Annotated in this window: 16 protein-coding genes, 1 pseudogene and 1 riboswitch; of the genes and pseudogenes, 8 read left to right on the forward strand and 9 right to left on the reverse strand. The window is 43.6% G+C overall.

From position 1 onward, the window contains the following. Positions 1-10 precede the first annotated feature (10 nt). A complete protein-coding gene (locus tag A3K86_RS17825; protein ID WP_068334492.1) occupies positions 11-670 on the forward strand; it encodes a nitroreductase family protein in 660 nt (219 codons plus the stop codon). A gap of 87 nt (positions 671-757) precedes the next feature. On the opposite strand, the gene A3K86_RS17830 is transcribed toward A3K86_RS17825, so the two are convergent. Beyond that, positions 758-1,648 (reverse strand): LysR family transcriptional regulator, encoded by an 891-nt coding sequence (locus A3K86_RS17830; protein ID WP_068334495.1) that lies wholly within the window; start codon positions 1,646-1,648, stop codon positions 758-760. 169 nt (positions 1,649-1,817) lie between these two features. Here A3K86_RS17830 and A3K86_RS17835 point away from each other — a divergent pair, with 169 nt between their 5' ends. The 3 genes from A3K86_RS17835 to A3K86_RS17845 all read left to right on the forward strand — a co-directional run bounded on the left by A3K86_RS17835 (position 1,818) and on the right by A3K86_RS17845 (position 5,132). After that, the gene (locus A3K86_RS17835; RefSeq protein ID WP_068334498.1) at positions 1,818-2,801 is read left to right on the forward strand and encodes a linear amide C-N hydrolase; all 984 of its coding nucleotides are present in this window, start codon (positions 1,818-1,820) and stop codon (positions 2,799-2,801) included. Between the two features lie 206 nt (positions 2,802-3,007). Then, positions 3,008-3,694: a hypothetical protein gene (locus A3K86_RS17840; RefSeq protein ID WP_068334501.1), complete on the forward strand. Its 687-nt coding sequence runs from the start codon at positions 3,008-3,010 to the stop codon at positions 3,692-3,694. Positions 3,695-4,019: 325 nt separating this feature from the next. Next, complete coding sequence (locus A3K86_RS17845; RefSeq protein ID WP_068334503.1) at positions 4,020-5,132, forward strand: BamA/TamA family outer membrane protein; 1,113 nt, start codon at positions 4,020-4,022, stop codon at positions 5,130-5,132. A gap of 95 nt (positions 5,133-5,227) precedes the next feature. Here the strand turns inward: A3K86_RS17845 and A3K86_RS22735 are convergent, their stop codons facing one another. The 3 genes from A3K86_RS22735 to A3K86_RS17850 all read right to left on the reverse strand — a co-directional run bounded on the left by A3K86_RS22735 (position 5,228) and on the right by A3K86_RS17850 (position 6,565). Then, on the reverse strand, positions 5,228-5,371 hold the full coding sequence (locus tag A3K86_RS22735) for a hypothetical protein (protein ID WP_157599473.1): 144 nt from the start codon (positions 5,369-5,371) through the stop codon (positions 5,228-5,230). Positions 5,372-5,528: 157 nt separating this feature from the next. Beyond that, positions 5,529-5,684, reverse strand: coding sequence for a hypothetical protein (locus tag A3K86_RS22740; protein ID WP_157599474.1), 156 nt, complete (start codon positions 5,682-5,684; stop codon positions 5,529-5,531). Between the two features lie 92 nt (positions 5,685-5,776). Further along, complete coding sequence (locus A3K86_RS17850; protein ID WP_068334510.1) at positions 5,777-6,565, reverse strand: hypothetical protein; 789 nt, start codon at positions 6,563-6,565, stop codon at positions 5,777-5,779. Positions 6,566-7,250: 685 nt separating this feature from the next. Further along, positions 7,251-7,314: riboswitch (Fluoride riboswitch) on the forward strand. A gap of 158 nt (positions 7,315-7,472) precedes the next feature. Between A3K86_RS17850 and A3K86_RS17855 the strand changes: the two genes are divergently transcribed. The 4 genes from A3K86_RS17855 to dcuC all read left to right on the forward strand — a co-directional run bounded on the left by A3K86_RS17855 (position 7,473) and on the right by dcuC (position 12,172). Continuing rightward, positions 7,473-8,165, forward strand: coding sequence for an iron-sulfur cluster assembly scaffold protein (locus A3K86_RS17855; RefSeq protein WP_068334515.1), 693 nt, complete (start codon positions 7,473-7,475; stop codon positions 8,163-8,165). A gap of 13 nt (positions 8,166-8,178) precedes the next feature. Continuing rightward, positions 8,179-9,153, forward strand: a complete 975-nt coding sequence (locus A3K86_RS17860) for a GGGtGRT protein (protein WP_068334517.1) — start codon at positions 8,179-8,181, stop codon at positions 9,151-9,153. Between the two features lie 419 nt (positions 9,154-9,572). Further along, positions 9,573-10,811 carry a peptidase T gene (pepT, locus tag A3K86_RS17865; RefSeq protein ID WP_068334519.1) on the forward strand — a complete coding sequence of 413 codons (1,239 nt, stop codon included), beginning with the start codon at positions 9,573-9,575 and terminating at the stop codon, positions 10,809-10,811. Continuing rightward, the gene (gene dcuC, locus A3K86_RS17870; protein WP_068334520.1) at positions 10,808-12,172 is read left to right on the forward strand and encodes a C4-dicarboxylate transporter DcuC; all 1,365 of its coding nucleotides are present in this window, start codon (positions 10,808-10,810) and stop codon (positions 12,170-12,172) included. The genes pepT and dcuC overlap by 4 nt, the downstream gene beginning before the upstream one ends. A gap of 73 nt (positions 12,173-12,245) precedes the next feature. Here the strand turns inward: dcuC and A3K86_RS17875 are convergent, their stop codons facing one another. The 5 genes and pseudogenes from A3K86_RS17875 to A3K86_RS17895 all read right to left on the reverse strand — a co-directional run bounded on the left by A3K86_RS17875 (position 12,246) and on the right by A3K86_RS17895 (position 17,077). Beyond that, positions 12,246-12,956 (reverse strand): glutathione S-transferase family protein, encoded by a 711-nt coding sequence (locus A3K86_RS17875; RefSeq protein ID WP_068334521.1) that lies wholly within the window; start codon positions 12,954-12,956, stop codon positions 12,246-12,248. 199 nt (positions 12,957-13,155) lie between these two features. Then, entirely contained in the window at positions 13,156-14,250 is a 1,095-nt protein-coding gene (locus A3K86_RS17880) for an NADH:flavin oxidoreductase (RefSeq protein ID WP_068334524.1), read from the reverse strand. A 252-nt stretch (positions 14,251-14,502) separates the two neighbouring features. Then, a complete protein-coding gene (locus A3K86_RS17885) occupies positions 14,503-14,880 on the reverse strand; it encodes a hypothetical protein (protein ID WP_068334526.1) in 378 nt (125 codons plus the stop codon). Between the two features lie 318 nt (positions 14,881-15,198). Then, positions 15,199-15,900 carry a hypothetical protein gene (locus tag A3K86_RS17890; protein WP_146145588.1) on the reverse strand — a complete coding sequence of 234 codons (702 nt, stop codon included), beginning with the start codon at positions 15,898-15,900 and terminating at the stop codon, positions 15,199-15,201. Between the two features lie 302 nt (positions 15,901-16,202). After that, a pseudogene (locus A3K86_RS17895) lies at positions 16,203-17,077 on the reverse strand (IS1595 family transposase). Positions 17,078-17,127 lie beyond the last annotated feature (50 nt).

Raw genomic sequence — 17,127 nt, forward strand, 5'->3', positions numbered from 1 at the left:
GGAGAAGCACATGTCTCACCAAATCATTAAAGATCTAAACACACGTTACACAGCAAAAAAATACGATGCGACTAAACGTATTTCGGCTGATGACATGAATGTGATTAAAGAAGCACTTCGTCTTTCAGCGTCATCAATCAACTCACAGCCTTGGAAATTTATCGTGATTGAAAGTGATGCCGCCAAACAACGTTTCCACGATACTTTTGTCAACAAACACCAGTTTAATCAACCACACGCAACCGAAGCTTCACACATTGTGTTATTTGCTTATAACCCGCATTACACCAAAGAAAACTACAAAAAAGTGGTAGACGCTGAAGTAAGCTCAGGTCACCTACCAGCAGATCGCTACGATGCAATGCTAAACGGTGCGTACGGTTTTGCAGAAGCTAACACAGATGAAAATGGCTTTAACGGTCATTGGACTAAAGCGCAAACCTATATCGCGTTAGGCAATACGCTACACACATTGGCGCGCTTGGGTATCGACTCGACCCCAATGGAAGGTGTCGACCCTGAGATGATCAGTGAACTGTTTAAAGACGAGCTCGACGGTTACATTTGTGACGTTGCACTGGCGATGGGTTATAGCCTTGAACGTGAAGACTACAACCACGGGCAACCAAAAGCGCGTCTAGCTCAAGAGCAAGTTGTGACTGTGCTTTAGGGTTAACCAAAACACTTCCTCCGACTCTGTATATCAAAACCGAGCGAAAAAGCTCGGTTTTGTTTTTAGGTCAATGCAGCGCCAACATTAACGATCCGACAACGTTTTCACTTGCTCAATAAAAGCTGCGACTGCAGAGTTCGCCACAGTATCAGCAGGCAGCAACAGCTCTGTAAACCAATTCACATTTGCTGCTCCATCCACGGTAAACAAGGCTAACTCACCCGATTCCAAATACTCCTCGACTCGGTAACGTGGCACTATCGCCCACCCCATATTCAACGCTACCAAATCCATCAAATCTGCCAAATTCTTTGCGGTGAAATGTCGATTTGCCAAAATATGACCACTCAACTGCGGCGTTTGCTCCACAAACTGATAGATGATCTGCGGGAACTGACGTATATCTTGTTCTGAGACTTTATCCTTATCAGCTAGCCATTTAGGTGATGCCACATAAACCAATTCAAAATTAAATAGCTGCTTAACCGTTAACTGAGGCAAGTTTTGAAACAGGGTGGTGATAATCCCTACATCGGCCTGACCTTCTCGCACCCACTGCGCGACCTGCAAAGGATCACCGCTAAGAACACTAATCGCCAACGTCGGAAACTGCGCCGTCATCGCCTTCACACAACGCAGTAACTGACGATCACGTACGGTCACATCAAGCGCCAAGGTAAACGAATCTGGCTGATGCATTTCCATCGCGGCTAATTTGCTAGAAAGGTGCATCGACTCAACCAACACAGGTTTGGCATAACGATAAAACTCTTGCCCCTGCTGAGTTAAATGGATCTTACGCACTTTGCGCTCAAAAAGCTGAAACCCTAAATCGATTTCCAATGTCGCAACTTGCTGGCTTACTGTCGTGGCATGTTTACCTAATTTGATTGCCGCTTGTTTAAAGCTACCTTCATCACTGGTCGTCACAAAAGCCGCTAATTGCTCAAGAGAAAATTGCGCCTTACTTTTCACCGCACTGGACTCCTCGCTGCTGTCGTTCTATCTGAATTAACTCTTATCACGCCTAAACTGCTCCATCAATATAGCAGGATAAAACCCTTCTTATACGAGTTAATGAAATGAACAAACCCAATCATAATCTCCCTCGTCCTAACCCAATACGTAGTTTTCGAGGTATCCCATGAAAAAGACACTTTTAGCACTCACCCTTGCCGCTACCACTTCTGTTGGTTTAACCGCAACAGCTCAAGCTTGTACCAACTTCCACTTCAATACTGATAAAGGCAATACCATCATTGGTCGTACTATGGAGTGGCCGGGGGAAATTAATGGCCAAATTGCCCTAGTTCCACAGCAACATAAATTTAGCTTTGCACAAGCGCAATACGGATTTGTTGGCATTCAACACGGTGAAGAGCTATTTAGCTCAGCACTGAATGAATATGGACTAAGTGGTGAAGCTCTTGCGCTTGGTGCCGCTGATTTTGCACCAGAAGGTACCGGAAAAATTCGCTCTGGTGATGTCATTGGCTTCGTATTAAGCCAAGCTAAAAACGTTGACCAAGTTATTGAACTGCTGAAGAAGACCAAAGTCTCTGTGGCGAAATACGATGTGGTTGATGGCTTGGCGCTAGGCATGCACTACGCTTTCAATGACGGTAAAAAAGCCATTGTGGTGGAATACGTAGATGGTAGCGGTTACCCAAACATTTATGAAAATAAACTGGGCGTTATGACCAATGACCCAACCTATGAACAACAAGAAGCCCTAGCACATATGATGCTAGATGGCGGTAAAGCGAAATTATCGGAAGAAACATTTGCTGCCTTCGATTACTCACCGATTGGGCGCTTCCAAAAAATGGTCGCTTTTAACTACACCCAAGATCTTAGCCAAGTCAAAACCGACTTCGATGCCGTAAACCGTGCGTGGTCTATGGTGAATGCCGTTGATATTCCTCAAGGCACCTTATACTGGCGCTTTGCCTCAGAGGAAGTGCCGCAATTTACCTCTTATTCCAATGTGGTAGATATCGACAACAAAGATTACTACTACCGCACCTACGACAACATGAACGTGCGTAAAATTGATTTAGACAACATCGATTTTTCAAAAGCGGAATACCACACAACCAGTATTTTCAATACCCAAACTGCGTACTAATTACCACTCATAACTTCAATACCCCGCTTAGCACTTGCTGGCGGGGATTGTCATTTTCGGTGCCAGTAACTGTAAGCAACTTAATGCTTCAGACAATATCCTCACAAGAATTTGAAATGTCATTTTGCAAAAAAACAATATGCACAGTGTTTTGTATTGTGCAATTTTAAATTGGTAACGGCTACTAACATAAGGAAAGAAACGATATGGCTATTTTACAAAGTTGTACTTACCAATTTGATCGCGTTCATGGCGTAACTAGAGTTAGGCTAATAAAGAAACTTTCTTGCGATATGACAGTTCCTCGTTATGACGAGCTTGTTGATGCTGCTGGAAATAGTCACCAGAGTTTTTATTGGCCGGGTTTAGCACCCGCTGCGAATGGCGAAGTTATACAACCTGTTTTGGGGATTTTAAATGGTGGTAATTTCACCCAAATGAGAGCTTACACAGTAAAGTCTGAAGGTGGTTATACTAATACGGGTTGGGGTTATACCCAAGAACATGGTTACAACGTCATGCCTCAAGGTCATATTCACGTAGAACCAGGAACAGTATTACACGGGTACATCGAGTATATAGGTAAAGATCCAGAAGATGACACGGTTTACATTTATGAAGCCGGTTTTTCAAATCCAGGCTTTGAATCCACAATTGAAAGAATAAGAGTTCATCAACCTTATGCTAATGCACAGCTATGTGTAGAACCAAGGGGAGCTAAAACCCTTGCGCCAGTATTTGTGTTTGCAAACGTTCAGGTAGAGTATACCGACACTTATGTGCCATCAGGCTATTATCCAAATAACGATAATAGTAATGGTTGGAGATCTGATAATGGCGAGATAACTATGGTCGGAAATACAGCGACTTTTCATCGTCATACAACAGTATAGGCTTGTTACAATTGTCTCATCCTAAATTTTAGTAAGCCAGTAACGCAAGTTGCTGGCTTTTTTCATGATTGTCATTTTAGGTTGCTGGTAACGGTAAGCATCAACGCAATAAAAAATGCATAGACATTACAACATATCTCCCGCCATTCACCGCCGATGTATTAGCCCTGCTAATACATCCTCATTTAGCGCAAAAGCCCCCTACATAGATAATCTCGCTTTGTATATTGCTGTGTTATTCAACAACCCAGCCAATCAGGGCATGTGATCCACGGATGAATGATCAACCCCTTCGTAAAACGATCATAACTCCGAGGCCAACACCATGAACAAAGCAGCACTAGCGCTTACCTGCGCTATAGCAGCAGGTTTTAACCCTTCATCCGTTTTCGCTAATGACTGGATCGACCCTGTCGATGGGCAGTTAGATGCATCCAAATGGCTACTCGATAACGCCTACGGCTTTATGCCTTTTCCTATTATGTTGACCGACCCAGATATCGGTAATGGCGGCGGGGCTGCATTGTTGTTTTTTCATGAAACCGATGAGCAAAAGAAAGTGCGAACAGAAAACCCAGATAAAGTGGCTTCTATTGCGCCTAGCGTATCTGGATTAGTGGCGTTAGGTACGGACAACGGCTCAAACATTTACGGCGGTTTTCATAATGGTGTCTGGAATGACGATACTATTCGCTACGAAGGCGGGGCGTACAAAGCCAATTTAAACGTTCAGTTTTATGGTTTTGGCGATGCGACCAAGATGAATGTTGACGGCATGTGGATCTACCAAAAAATAAATTTTCGTTTAGGTAAAAAATCAAACTGGTGGTTAGGCGCGGACTATAACTACACCAGTGGCGATATCACTTTCGATAATCAAAAAGATCTTAAGCTAACCGATAAAGACTCAACGTTAGGCGTTAAGCTGGCTTACGACAGCCTAGATAACAAATTTAGCCCAGAGCAAGGCATTAAAGCGGGATTAACCTATACCCGTGCCGCCAAAGCACTCGGCGGTGACTTTGATTACGATAAACTTGAGTTAGACGTACAATCGCATCACAAACTCAATGAACAATGGATTGCGTCTTGGCGTACGAAAGCGATCAACCTGTCTGACGGTGCTGCGTTTTATAACAAACCCAGCATAGATCTACGTGGTATGGCTAACTTACGCCATCAAGGTAATCGCGTTTTCCAAGGTGAAGCTCAGCTCACCTATAAGATTGATCCACGTTGGAGTGTACTTGGCTTTGCTGGTGCAGGTACTGCCTACGATAACGATACGCTTGGCAACAAAAATCCTAAATTTCACGGGGCTTACGGCGCAGGTTTCCGTCACCTCGTTGCTCGTCAACTGGGCCTAAAATGGGGTGTCGATGTTGCGCAAAGTAAAGATGAATCAACAGTAACTCTACAATTTGGTAGCGCGTGGTAATTCGCGCTCCCATACAAAGTAAAACGGCTGCCAATGGCAGCCGCTTGAATAAACCGCCATATAGGCAAGTTATGTATTCATCTATTTATTCGTGCTCAAAACACATGCATTTTTACGATTGCGATAAAAGCGGCAATGGCAAATATTTGCATCGCATTTTGTAACCAGCTTAATTGCTTTTTAATGCTTTCTACATCTTCAAGCAAAATATTGATTTTTTCTTCTGTTTCACGGGGCATAAAATTACTTATTAGGGTGGTAAAGATAAGAGAGCACTCAACCTATTAACTAGCGTTGAGCGATTTTAGGCAGAGTACACTTGACGGTTTAGGTGCGTTCGCAAATTTTCTAACACTATTTAAAATAGATAAGGTTTATCGTAATGATCAGAACACGTCACACTAAGCTGATCCCTAAGCGTTTTTCGCCATCAATCACGTCATAAATTGTTTGCATTACGTATGACGTTAAGTTCTGTGCTGCCCATTCAAGTGTAATAATTACACCTTTATAGTTAATTTTTGTATTGGCATCATAACCGTCATTAATCATGAATTGACCTTTTGTATTTATTATTGGTTATTTCAAAAGTAATAGTGCTTTCAATGGCAATTACTCTAAGCAAAGCTTTTACTGCAAAATCATCAGGCACTTTCAATAGCCATCATTGAAAGTACACCGTGAACAATAATTTGAAATTGTTTTTTATTGCAGTGGAATTTTACTTGTAGGTTATCTGCTGTACATCCGTAATAATCTGCAATTTGCTTTAATGTCTTATTGCTGACTGACTTAACATATGCCGATGCCGTAGAGCTAACAATCAGTTCATTTTGATCAGCAATAGCGTCATCAATGGCTTTCTGATTATTGTCGGTCGTAATTATCTGCAGCCTTTCTGACGTATACTTTGAAAAGCTATTTTCTACTTTCTCTTCAACCTTATTCCTATCGTAATGACCGTAAAAGAAAGCCCACTTTTGATCTTTTAGTATAATTATCGAGTGATATTGTTGTGACTTTATGTCGGTTTTGACCTCCTTAATATCGACTAAGTCTGTCAGGTAATAGCATTTCCCATCTTTGTTTATGCTGCCATTAATGACGACACCTTCAACAAGGTCGCTCGATGTTTGATGCATTCCATTAGCTTTTTTTCCTTCAAGCTGATTAATAAAGAGTTCTTTCTCAACAACATTTACCGCTAATTTCATGTTAGCTAACGCAACACACTTTCTGCCCGTTGTACTGATCGAGTAAATCGACTCTTCAATTGTGTCTAGCGTGGATTTAAAGCGGATATTTAGACCTTGGACTAGATCGGTACAATCACGGCGAAACTCTTCTCTTATCCTTTTCAACGTCATTTTACCGCGCTGAAGCTGCTCAATATTGATTTTAGTTATATTAATAAACTGTGCAGGTGTATTCATAAAAACCTTATTTTTGAATGTTGCCAATCCTAATTTATGTGCTCATCATCACCCATTCAACAAATACACACCAAAAAAGTGTTTCCAAAATTTAAGTGCTTTTCATATTTCTATTTAATTACGTTTTAAATATTCAGCTACTGCTTTGTCATTTCACTTGTATTATTAACTGATTTTTAACCTGAATATAACCACTAAAAGCGCCTTACTCGCCGTTAACCTTAAAGGTATTAGCATCGCCATATTCAATAACAGAAAAAACAGGTACTTCTGAGAGTGAATATAAAAAAAGCAATAATAAAATTATTTACCTACTAACATATTCCCTTAACACGCCATCAGACAATTAGCATTGATAGATTGCTAAAAGGTAACAACAAACATAAAACCATAGGTTGTCAGATATTAAAAAGCGCCGATGCTGCGGCACCAGAGCTTTGTACTAACACTAGCGAAATAAGCCAATGTTTCATCACTTTCGCTTGTTTAAATCAGGCTAAGGGATACCTAGTTGCTGATCGCAGCACCTCGACTCAGTCAACGTTTTCGCTAACTCATTGGAATGGAAGATATACGAGTGATCACCGTCACGTTTTTATATTGATATAACTATAAAGGCACCGATTTATAGAGAAAACGAATCTAAAAAGTGGGTTGCGACGCATAACGCATTAGCCGTAACATGTTTGGCAAAGGTGATGGGGTTCCACCTACTTAACCGCCATGTGGCTGATGACTCCTACAGAAAAGAGAACAGGTGAAACTGTTGGTCGAGCAGCGGATGTTGCTCATATCAATATGCACAAGATAAAGATCCTCGATGGGTTTTCGCACTGTCGCATTGATATATTTTCTGTAGGGAGAGCGCCAACCCTCACTTGTTTTCCTGCAACTAAAGGAAAACACCATGCAATATTCCGCTGAAATCCAATCAATGTGCCCAATTCAACGTGGCGACTTACACCCTTCTGCACCTATTCCAGTTGAAGGTCGCATGATCCGTCCGCAAGACGTGATCGCCATTTCAGGTTTAAGCCACGGTGTCGGCACATGTGCACCTCAACAGGGCGCAGCCAAGCTCACCCTCAACGTAAAAAATGGCATTATCGAAGAAGCGCTCATTGAAACCATAGGTTGTTCTGGCATGACGCATTCAGCATCCATGGCAGCCGAAATATTAACGGGCAAAACGCTACTCGAAGCGCTTAATACCGACTTAGTGTGTGATGCCATCAACGTCGCAATGCGCGAAATTTTCCTCCAACTTGCTTACGGTCGAAGCCAATCGGCCTTTTCAGAAGGTGGCTTAGAGATCGGCGCTGCCCTTGAAGATTTAGGAAAAACCCAACGCAGCCAAGTAGGTACAAGCTACGCCACCAGCGCCAAAGGGGTTCGCTACATGGAATTAGCAGAAGGTTATGTCACTAAACTCGCCCTCGACGACAATAACGAAGTGATTGGTTATCAATATCTCAACCTCGGCAAAATGATGGCAAGCATTGAAAAAGGCATCGCAGCCGATGATGCAATGAAAGAGGCAACTGGCGTTTACGGGCGCTTTGCCGATGCTGTAACCACCATCAATCCACGCCAAGCATAACGAGGGCCACATCATGAATACTCAAATCAACCGCTACCTACAAGAAATGAATATGGCCTCGTTGGAAGAAGCGAACCAGTACTGCCAGTCTTTTGGTATTGCGCCACACCAAGTCGTATTAGACACTCAACCTATCGCGTTTGATAATGCTTGCGATGCTTACACCCTCGGCACAGCATTAGCGCTTTTTCGCCACAGCCAAACCGCTGAAGCGGCGGCCAATGCCATTGGTGAAGGACTTCAAGCTTTTTGTAAAGAAGGAAGTGTTGCAGCCCAACGTCATGTCGGTTTAGGTCATGGTGCCCTTGCCGCTCGCCTATTAAACGAAGACACCCAATGCTTTGCTTTCCTTGCAGGTCATGAATCCTTTGCCGCAGCAGAAGGGGCGATCAAAATTGCCATGAATGCTAATCGCGCTCGCCAAACGCCACTCAAAGTTATCTTAAATGGTTTGGGTAAAGACGCCGCATACCTTATCTCACGCATTAACGGCTTTACTTATGTACGCACTGAATTCAATTACGATACAGGAGAGTTAGTCGAAGTGAGCCGCCGTCGTTTTTCCAACGAACTTCGCGGTGAGATCCTATGCTACGGTGCCGACGATGTCCGCGAAGGGGTCGCCATCATGCATCGCGAACAAGTCGATGTGAGCATTACAGGTAACTCAACTAACCCAACACGCTTCCAACACCCAGTCGCAGGGATCTACAAATCTGAACGTTACGCTCAGCAAAAACCGTATTTCTCTGTGGCTTCAGGCGGCGGTACAGGTCGTACGCTACACCCAGATAATGTTGGCGCAGGCCCTGCCTCTTACGGTCTCACTGACACCATGGGCCGAATGCACGCTGACGCTCAGTTTGCCGGTAGCTCATCAGTGCCTGCGCATGTCGCCATGATGGGTTTCATCGGCATGGGTAACAATCCGATGGTAGGGGCAACGGTGGCACTAGCAGTGGCTGTCGATCAACAATTGCACCACTAATCGGCTCTCTTAAGCGAGATAATACCCCCGTTAATCTCGCCGTTAATGACATCCCTTCCGCTAAGCCCAGCATGACGCTGGGCTTTACTTATCTATCCCCTACTAAAATGACGAGCCCGTCCGTATCCACAAAGATCCCAAATATCACTCAAAAAGATCAAAAGTGCTTTTAAATCATGATGTAAGAAAGAGTAATTATGCTTTCAAATCTGGCTATCTGACCGATCGTGAATAAGAACTAAATAACCAATATTGGAATCACCACCCTCACTAGGCTGTTTTGTGAGGAGCTGGTCACACTTTGCGCACCTGTATTATTTTTATTCATTTATATATCAATAGGTATGAATAACGCACATTAAACATCTCAAGTTATGTGTGGATATATTGACATTTTGTCACACAAATCGAGATGTATTATGGATATTAAAGATCGCTTTCTTGGCTACACAAAAATCAACACCACCACCAATCAAAAAGCGGGTGCAGCAGGGATCATGCCTTCATCTCCAGGTCAAATGGAATTAGGTAAGCTGATCGTTAGCGAGCTCAAAGCGATGGCGGGTTTAACCGATATCGAGCACCGCGATAACGGTATAGTGACAGCAACCCTTCCAGCAAATTGCACTGCAAACTTACCAACCGTGGCCTTCTTTGGACACCTTGATACTTCCAGTGAACATACTGGTGATACCCATGCATCTTTGATCCATTACCAAGGTGGTGATATTGAGCTCGGCCATGGCGCCACTATTACTGTGGAAGACAACCCAGAGCTCAACGACTATCGCGATCAAGACATCTTCGTCACCGATGGCACCAGCTTGCTAGGTGCCGATGACAAAGCAGCAATCGCTGCGATAATGCACGCCCTACAAACCCTCACTACAGATCCTTCCATCAAGCACGGTGAAGTAAAAGTTGCGTTCGTACCCGATGAAGAACAAGGGCTGCTCGGAGCCAGCGCATTCAATACCCCTGACTTTGCCGACTTTGGTTATACCCTCGATTGCTGCGGGATTGGCGAGTTTGTTAAAGAAAACTGGAATGCTGGCGGTGCGGTCATTACCTTCCACGGGCAGAGTGCTCACCCAATGAATTCAAAAGGCAACTTAAAGAACTCACTGTTAATGGCACATGATTTCATCAGCCTCTTCCCACGCCTTGAGACCCCAGAAAACACCGAAGGGCGCGAAGGTTACTATTGGATGAAAAAGCTCGAAGGCAACTCAGCGCAAACCGTGCTCAACATTGATATCCGAGACTTCACCAAAGAGGGCTATGAGCACCGTAAAGTCTTTGTTGAAAAAGCATGTCAGTCCTTCCTTAACCTTTACGGTGAAAAGTGCCTTAGCTACAAAATCGCGGACAGATACGAAAATGTCTCCAATTACCTCGATAACGACATTGGTCAACAAGCTCTACAACTTGCTCAAAATGCCTACGAAAGTAACGGCATTGATATGAAAGTGATCCCAATGCGTGGTGGCTACGACGGCGCTGTTTTCTCCGCCAATGGTATTCCTTGTCCGAACATTTTCACGGGCGCTCATAACTTCCACTCCATCAACGAATATCTTCCTCTGCCCTCTTTGATTGCAGCTTCTAACGTGGTGCAAACCATCATCACCAAGATCGCCGAAGGGAATAACCAATGATTGAAATCCTCATTGTCTTACTGGTTATCGTCGCAACAGCGCGGCTGATCCTGAAAGGCTACAAAACCGAAGCTGTGTTATTCATGGCTGGTATTGTGTTAATGGCCTGCACAGGGCTTTTTGGTTGGGGAGAGGTGTTACCTGCGAAAGTCGCCTCAACCAACCTTGCCGCGTTTGATCCCTTTAAGTTCATCAGTTACATGTTGGGATACCGTGCCGGCGGGCTAGGGCTGACCATCATGGTATTGATGGGTTTTGCAGAGCTCATGACCCGAATCAAAGCCGATGCCGTGATTGTGCGCCTTGCCGTCAAACCTTTATCCGTAGTTAAGAATCGTAATATTCTGTTGTTCTTTGGCTATATCATTGGGGCATCGCTTCAACTTGCGATTCCAAGCGCCACTGCTCTCGCGGTGCTTTTAATGGTCACCTTATATCCTATCCTGACAGGGTTGGGGATCTCTAAAGCCTCTGCGGCTGGGGTTATTGCTTCGACACTGGGCTTAACGTTAACGCCACTCGGTGTTGATGCCATCAAAGCCAGTGAATCGGTTGGGATGGGCTTGATGGATTACCTTTCTTACCAAGCTCCCACCAGCGCGGTAGCCATTGTTGCAGTTGGTGTTGCGCATGTACTTTGGCAGTCATACCAAGATAAAAAAGAAGGTCACGTTATTGACCCTAACCTTGAAGCGTCAACGGCATCCGACTCAGATCAAGCACCAAACATCTACGCTATTTTGCCTATGCTGCCAATCATAGCGGCAATCGTGTTCAGCAAACTCGTGATCAGTTCTATCCACCTTGATGTGGTGACAATCGTGCTGATTTCTGTGTTCATCTCGCTGTTATTTGAAGGGATCAGAACACGTTCGCTCAAAGAGTGTTTAGACTGTTTTGGTGCCTTTATGAAAGGATGCGGCAACGCTTTAACTGGCGTCGTGTTCTTACTGGTAGCTGCGGGTGTGTTCGCCTATGGTATCCAATCTACTGGTGCGATTAATCACCTCATTGAATCTGCGCAAGGAGCAGGTATGCCAGCATTAATGCTGACGTTAGTCTTTGCCGTTGTAGTAGGTTTAGCTGCGCTAGTAATGGGCTCAGGTAATGCCGCCTTCTTATCATTTGTTGATATCGTACCAACCGTTGCCAGCTCAATGGGTGCCAACCCAGTAGCGATGATGCTACCCATGCAACAAGCCTCGGCACTCGCGAGAGCGGCTTCCCCTGTTGCGGCTTGTGTCATTGTTTCAGCAGGTGGTGCAAAACTATCAACCTTTGAAGTCGTTAAACGAACCAGTGTACCAATGCTCGTAGGTTTCGTGGTTCACTTCATCGCTGTCATGGTGTTAGTCAATTAATTCACCCTCTGTAGCTCAAAGCTGACGCGCCTTGTCGCCAATATTTTACGTAAGGCGCGTCACTCTTTTTTCATTAATTACAGCAAGAGCTCGCAGCACTATTGCAGCTTGACGTTGCGCACTCCCCTTCTTCGCCATTCATCACACTAGCTAGGTAAGTGTTAGTTAGATAGAAACCACTGAACGTCGCGACAAAATCTTGTGGCACTGTCTTTTCAGGTAAACCTGACGCCAATAAGGCGGCTTGCCATTGTTGGACTTTCGGAAAGCCATCTAGCATATCAACACCCGATTTCTCTTTGATCACCGCCGCACGGTGCAACAAAGGCAACCAAGCAATATCCACATTAGAAATGTAATCGCCTTTGAAGAACGCACTATCACCCAGCTTGTTTTCGGCTTTAGCAAACGCCTTCGATAAATTCGCTAAACGGGTCTCAAAGGTTTCTTTGTCTTTACTGCCCATGGTGCCACATTGCGGCATATAGTGTTTGCTCGCTTGATAAGACCAAGCGCGATCTTGCGCCTTTTGCTCCGGCGTTAGGGCTTCGATTGGCGCGTATTTATCATCGAGGTATTCAACAATCGCATCAGATTCAAACAGCACCGTTTTATCTTCAGTGATCAACACAGGCACTTGACCGTTTGGCGCAATATCCAAGAACCACTGTGGCTTGTTACTTAGCTCAATGTATTCAATTTCAAATGGGATCTCTTTGGTAATGAGCGCCCCCATTACACGTTGAACAAAAGGGCAATTCTTGAAACTAATTAGTTTAATCATTTGGCGACTCCAACATCGGTCAATTCATTTTACTTACACCTATAAGACGCAGCAGACCAAGAAAAGACGAAACTAAATGCCAATTTCTAAAAAACGGATAAAAAACATAAACAACCACACGTAAAAAAGCCGCAGTGAAGACACTACGGCTTTAAAAATAACGCTCTGCTTTTATGTATTAAACACTCATGCCGTCAGCTTACTTACGCTTATTGTGCACCACGCAGAAGTTACCACGACGAGTACGACACTTAGAGCAGCGCTCACAATCAACAACGGCTTTATCGCCTTCTTTCCAGCGTTTGATCAAATGCGGCTCAGCCAATAGCGGGCGCGATAACGCGAAATATTGAATATTGGTGTTGTCGGCAATAGCTTCAATCGCATCGATATCGCTCAAGCCGCCCACGGTGATAACAGGTACGTTGACATCTTTACTGATCACGTCGCCATATTCGTGGAAATAGCCTTCTTGTTGCAAGGTATAGCCGTCAAACTGCTCGCCAATCAGCTCATTTGCTTTGCCGTGGATATTACCCGAGATAATGATCGCATCAACGCCCATCGCTTCAAGTTGCTTACAGATAATGCGTGTTTCATCGAAGGTTAAACCACCCTCGAAGAATTCAGTTGCCGTTAGCTTCACAAGAATTGGGAAATCATCGCCCACCAGCTTGCGGATCTCGGTATAGATCTCGACCAGAAAACGCATACGGTTTTCTAAACTGCCACCGTATTCATCTTCACGACGGTTGTAATATGGGCTTAAAAACTGGTTGATCAAATACGTGTGGGCAGCATGAATTTCAACGCCATCGAAACCCGATTGTTGCGCTCGACGACTTGCTTGCGCGAAAGCCTGAACGATGTAATCAATCTCGTCTTTGGTCATGGCTTTACCTAGCGTTTGTGTACCACGCTCAGGCACTTCGCTCGGCGCAAAGATAACCCTTTCACCCACGTTGTGAGTGGTTTTCGTGCCGCCGTACGCTAACTGCATCACGATCTTTGAGTCGTTTTCGTGCACTAGCTCGGTCAGCTTTTTGTACTCGTCGATAAAAGAGTCGTTATACATGCCCATCATGCCAGCATTGGGCTTTTCTTCCTCAACAATGTTCGCGTAGCCAGTCACGATTAAACCGACTTCTCCTTGCGCAAGTTCTTCGTAGATGGCGTACAGCTTATCTGTCATGTGCCCATCTTCGGTTGCCATATTTTCCCAAGTCGCGCTGCGTACAAAGCGGTTCTTTAGGGTCATGTTGCCAATACGGGCTTGTGAAAACAAAATGCTCAAGTCCAGTCCTCTTAAATCGTATGTAGGGAACTCATCTACCCTGCATTAGCTGCCAAGTTCCAAAGTAAGCGCTAATACCGTATGCGATGAATGGCCGCCATACTGACGCTAAAAACGAGGAAAATCCTTAATCTGGATTAAGTTAGTGTGAGATATATCACTATGGGATGGGTTCAATGAAAGGCAAAACAAAAAGGCGCTAGCAAACTCAATGCTGCTAACGCCTTAATTCAGTATTTTTAAGCTAAGTGATTACTCTACAATGCCGCAATCAGTACAGCTTTGCAGTGCCACTTCGTGTTCGAATACCGCTTTCTCGTTGCCATCAGCTTGTAGCTCAGCGATTTCTTCCGCTACTTCTTGCTCGTCTTCAGCTTCGATTTGATCAGCTAGTTCTTCTTCTGAGTAACCGTAGAAGTTCAGTAGAAGGTACTCACGCGCTTCTTCTTTAGTACAAGTCACGTTTACTGAAAGATCTGCTTCAACGTTGCCTTTCGCAAGAATCTCATTCAGTTGCGCTACGACATCTTCTTTCATCGCAGCAGTCAACCAACCAAGATCAGTGCTTACTTTGGTCTTTTTACAGTCAAAACAAGGTAGTTGATGAAAGTAGTATTCAAAATTAGTCATAGGTAATTTCTTCTTTGAGTGTTGTATACCCAGATTATCCGCGTTTTCTCGCAAAATACTATCTAAATAGACGCTAAATGTAGGATTGAAGAGATGATTTCGCTAACCACTGCACAAAGGCAGTTACCACCAGCCAAGCGACTAAAAACCTAACTCTTAGATAAAATTAATCTAACAGCAAGAACATTCCCGTAAACGAGTAATGTCTTTGAACTATTTTTGCGCCGTTTTTTTTAATAGAATCTGACCCCAAAGTGGTAATACAGCTTACACGTAAAAAATCCAAACAGTTTAGATTGGTTTCTGATGCCACTCCAATTATTCCCACCAAGCATCTTTCGGCTTAATGATATCAGCACAAGTACCTTTCAAAACCTGCTGACTATATGGTGGTAATAGCTCGGGGTCGCTCAAAAAAAGCATGGAGAGTTGCCGCATCATCTCAGCAAAAGATGGTGTTCTATACTCATAAGCATGAGAGAGTATGGCGACCTCCACCTCTCCATCCTCAGTACGTGAGCTAGGATACATTAATATTAACTCATACGAAGAATAACCATACTTCCCAAGAACAATCGCTTCTTTGACATATGAATACCTACCATCAGAGCCATCTTGCGCGATACCATATCGATAATATTGTTCATCTTCTGATTCAATCGGAAACAGTTGGTAACTTGCCAGCAACTCAGGATCAAAGTCTCTTAAATGAAGTACCTCATCTGGAGAGTAAATTCCAACCTCCTCCTTATCACTAATAGATAAGAACTCTCCACCTAAGGAGAAATACGCGCGATAGAAGTCACTCAATGATTTGGGGATAGCGACAGCAACATATTTCCACTGTTCAATATGATTAGCAGGTATTTTATCTTCGTCAGGAACGTTATTTAATTTAATAAAGTTAAAATCAGAGCTAAGCTCATCCTGTTTTTTTAACCAGCAGGATAAGAACTGCTGCCAACTATCCGATGATGAATGATAACCAGAGTTAAGAGAACTGAGCCTAATACCTGTCATGATTTTTTTATCCTTTTTCCCTGCAAACGCTACATTAAAACACACTGATAAAAGCAGAATAAAAGTTATTGATCTTATCATTTCTCACTTATACATCATGAGTCTGCAATTCCTACTGGGTACCACTGTGAAAAATCGTCTTCATAATAGCGCCAATTTGTTACCAACGTACATTCGGGATTTGTCGCCAACATATCAAAGTAACTTACGATGCTAGCATAGTCAGCGACATCGAAGGTTGTGTTGCGTTCTGGATCTTCATGGCTTACCAAGCATACAGGAAATGGCAATTTATTTTCTGATTACCACCGAACCTCAGCTAGCTTAAGTAAGCGTTGAGGCATCGGAGCGGTTTGAATGCTTGAATATATGAGCTGCTCCAGCATATTTGCTAGGTCAAAGCGCCGATTAAACTTAAAGCAAAATTCAGCAAGATAACGAGGTAAGTGTTTTTTGTTGATGGCATGATAAGTGCCATGCATTGAGTTTTTTACATTACTAATCATGGTATTTACCCATTTAAAATAAGGCAACGCTACGCAATCTGCTCCGCCACCAGTAACAATCGCATGGTGAAAGTTTTCGGTATCTTCGATGCCACGAAAACAAGCAAGTCCATCGGAAATTACGAGTGATTTTGGTCGTAAATGCGATTTAGCCCAACGAGTTAGCTCTGCTTTCTTAAACCCATGAACAGCAGTAAAGCGCATGTGTATAGGGTGCACTTTTCATTCATTGATACTGCCGCAACAAATGGACGCTTTCCTTTCGCGCCACGTCCACGGATACCACGTTGGACACCGCCCCAATAGGCATCATCAATTTGACCATAACCATCTAGCGGTGACTCATCATCACGTTCTTTCATCGCCTGCATGAGCTTCTGCTTTACGCGCCATGCCGTGTTATATGACACACCGAGTTGTCTTAAAAGTTCAAGAGCAGAGATACCATTTTTTTCTTGAGTTATAAGGTAAATAGCGAGAAACCATACAGTTAAAGGCAATTTAGAATGTGCAAATAGAGTTCCTGATATCAACAAAGCTTGATAATGGCACTGATTACACTGAAATAAAGCACGAGAATGTAACTGGCAATATTTGTCATGATGGCAGTTAGGGCAACGCATATTGAACAGTTTTTTCTGGTATTGTTCTTCTGTACCATAAATAGTCATAAAATGATGAATAGAAATACTTTTTTAAAATTGCACTTTATTTTTAGCCA

It is taken from the genome of Photobacterium jeanii, assembly GCF_001650345.1.
Taxonomy (GTDB): domain Bacteria; phylum Pseudomonadota; class Gammaproteobacteria; order Enterobacterales; family Vibrionaceae; genus Photobacterium; species Photobacterium jeanii.

What these genes read in the sequence shown, in the direction of transcription:
- A3K86_RS22735 (WP_157599473.1), bottom strand. Translation starts at nt 5,371, where the DNA reads ATGCCCCGTGAAACAGAAGAAAAAATCAATATTTTGCTTGAAGATGTA.
- A3K86_RS17890 (WP_146145588.1), bottom strand. Translation starts at nt 15,900, where the DNA reads ATGACAGGTATTAGGCTCAGTTCTCTTAACTCTGGTTATCATTCATCA.
- A3K86_RS17860 (WP_068334517.1), top strand. Translation starts at nt 8,179, where the DNA reads ATGAATACTCAAATCAACCGCTACCTACAAGAAATGAATATGGCCTCG.
- A3K86_RS17845 (WP_068334503.1), top strand. Translation starts at nt 4,020, where the DNA reads ATGAACAAAGCAGCACTAGCGCTTACCTGCGCTATAGCAGCAGGTTTT.
- A3K86_RS17875 (WP_068334521.1), bottom strand. Translation starts at nt 12,956, where the DNA reads ATGATTAAACTAATTAGTTTCAAGAATTGCCCTTTTGTTCAACGTGTA.
- dcuC (WP_068334520.1), top strand. Translation starts at nt 10,808, where the DNA reads ATGATTGAAATCCTCATTGTCTTACTGGTTATCGTCGCAACAGCGCGG.
- A3K86_RS17855 (WP_068334515.1), top strand. Translation starts at nt 7,473, where the DNA reads ATGCAATATTCCGCTGAAATCCAATCAATGTGCCCAATTCAACGTGGC.
- A3K86_RS17840 (WP_068334501.1), top strand. Translation starts at nt 3,008, where the DNA reads ATGGCTATTTTACAAAGTTGTACTTACCAATTTGATCGCGTTCATGGC.
- A3K86_RS17835 (WP_068334498.1), top strand. Translation starts at nt 1,818, where the DNA reads ATGAAAAAGACACTTTTAGCACTCACCCTTGCCGCTACCACTTCTGTT.
- pepT (WP_068334519.1), top strand. Translation starts at nt 9,573, where the DNA reads ATGGATATTAAAGATCGCTTTCTTGGCTACACAAAAATCAACACCACC.
- A3K86_RS17825 (WP_068334492.1), top strand. Translation starts at nt 11, where the DNA reads ATGTCTCACCAAATCATTAAAGATCTAAACACACGTTACACAGCAAAA.
- A3K86_RS17850 (WP_068334510.1), bottom strand. Translation starts at nt 6,565, where the DNA reads ATGAATACACCTGCACAGTTTATTAATATAACTAAAATCAATATTGAG.
- A3K86_RS22740 (WP_157599474.1), bottom strand. Translation starts at nt 5,684, where the DNA reads ATGATTAATGACGGTTATGATGCCAATACAAAAATTAACTATAAAGGT.
- A3K86_RS17885 (WP_068334526.1), bottom strand. Translation starts at nt 14,880, where the DNA reads ATGACTAATTTTGAATACTACTTTCATCAACTACCTTGTTTTGACTGT.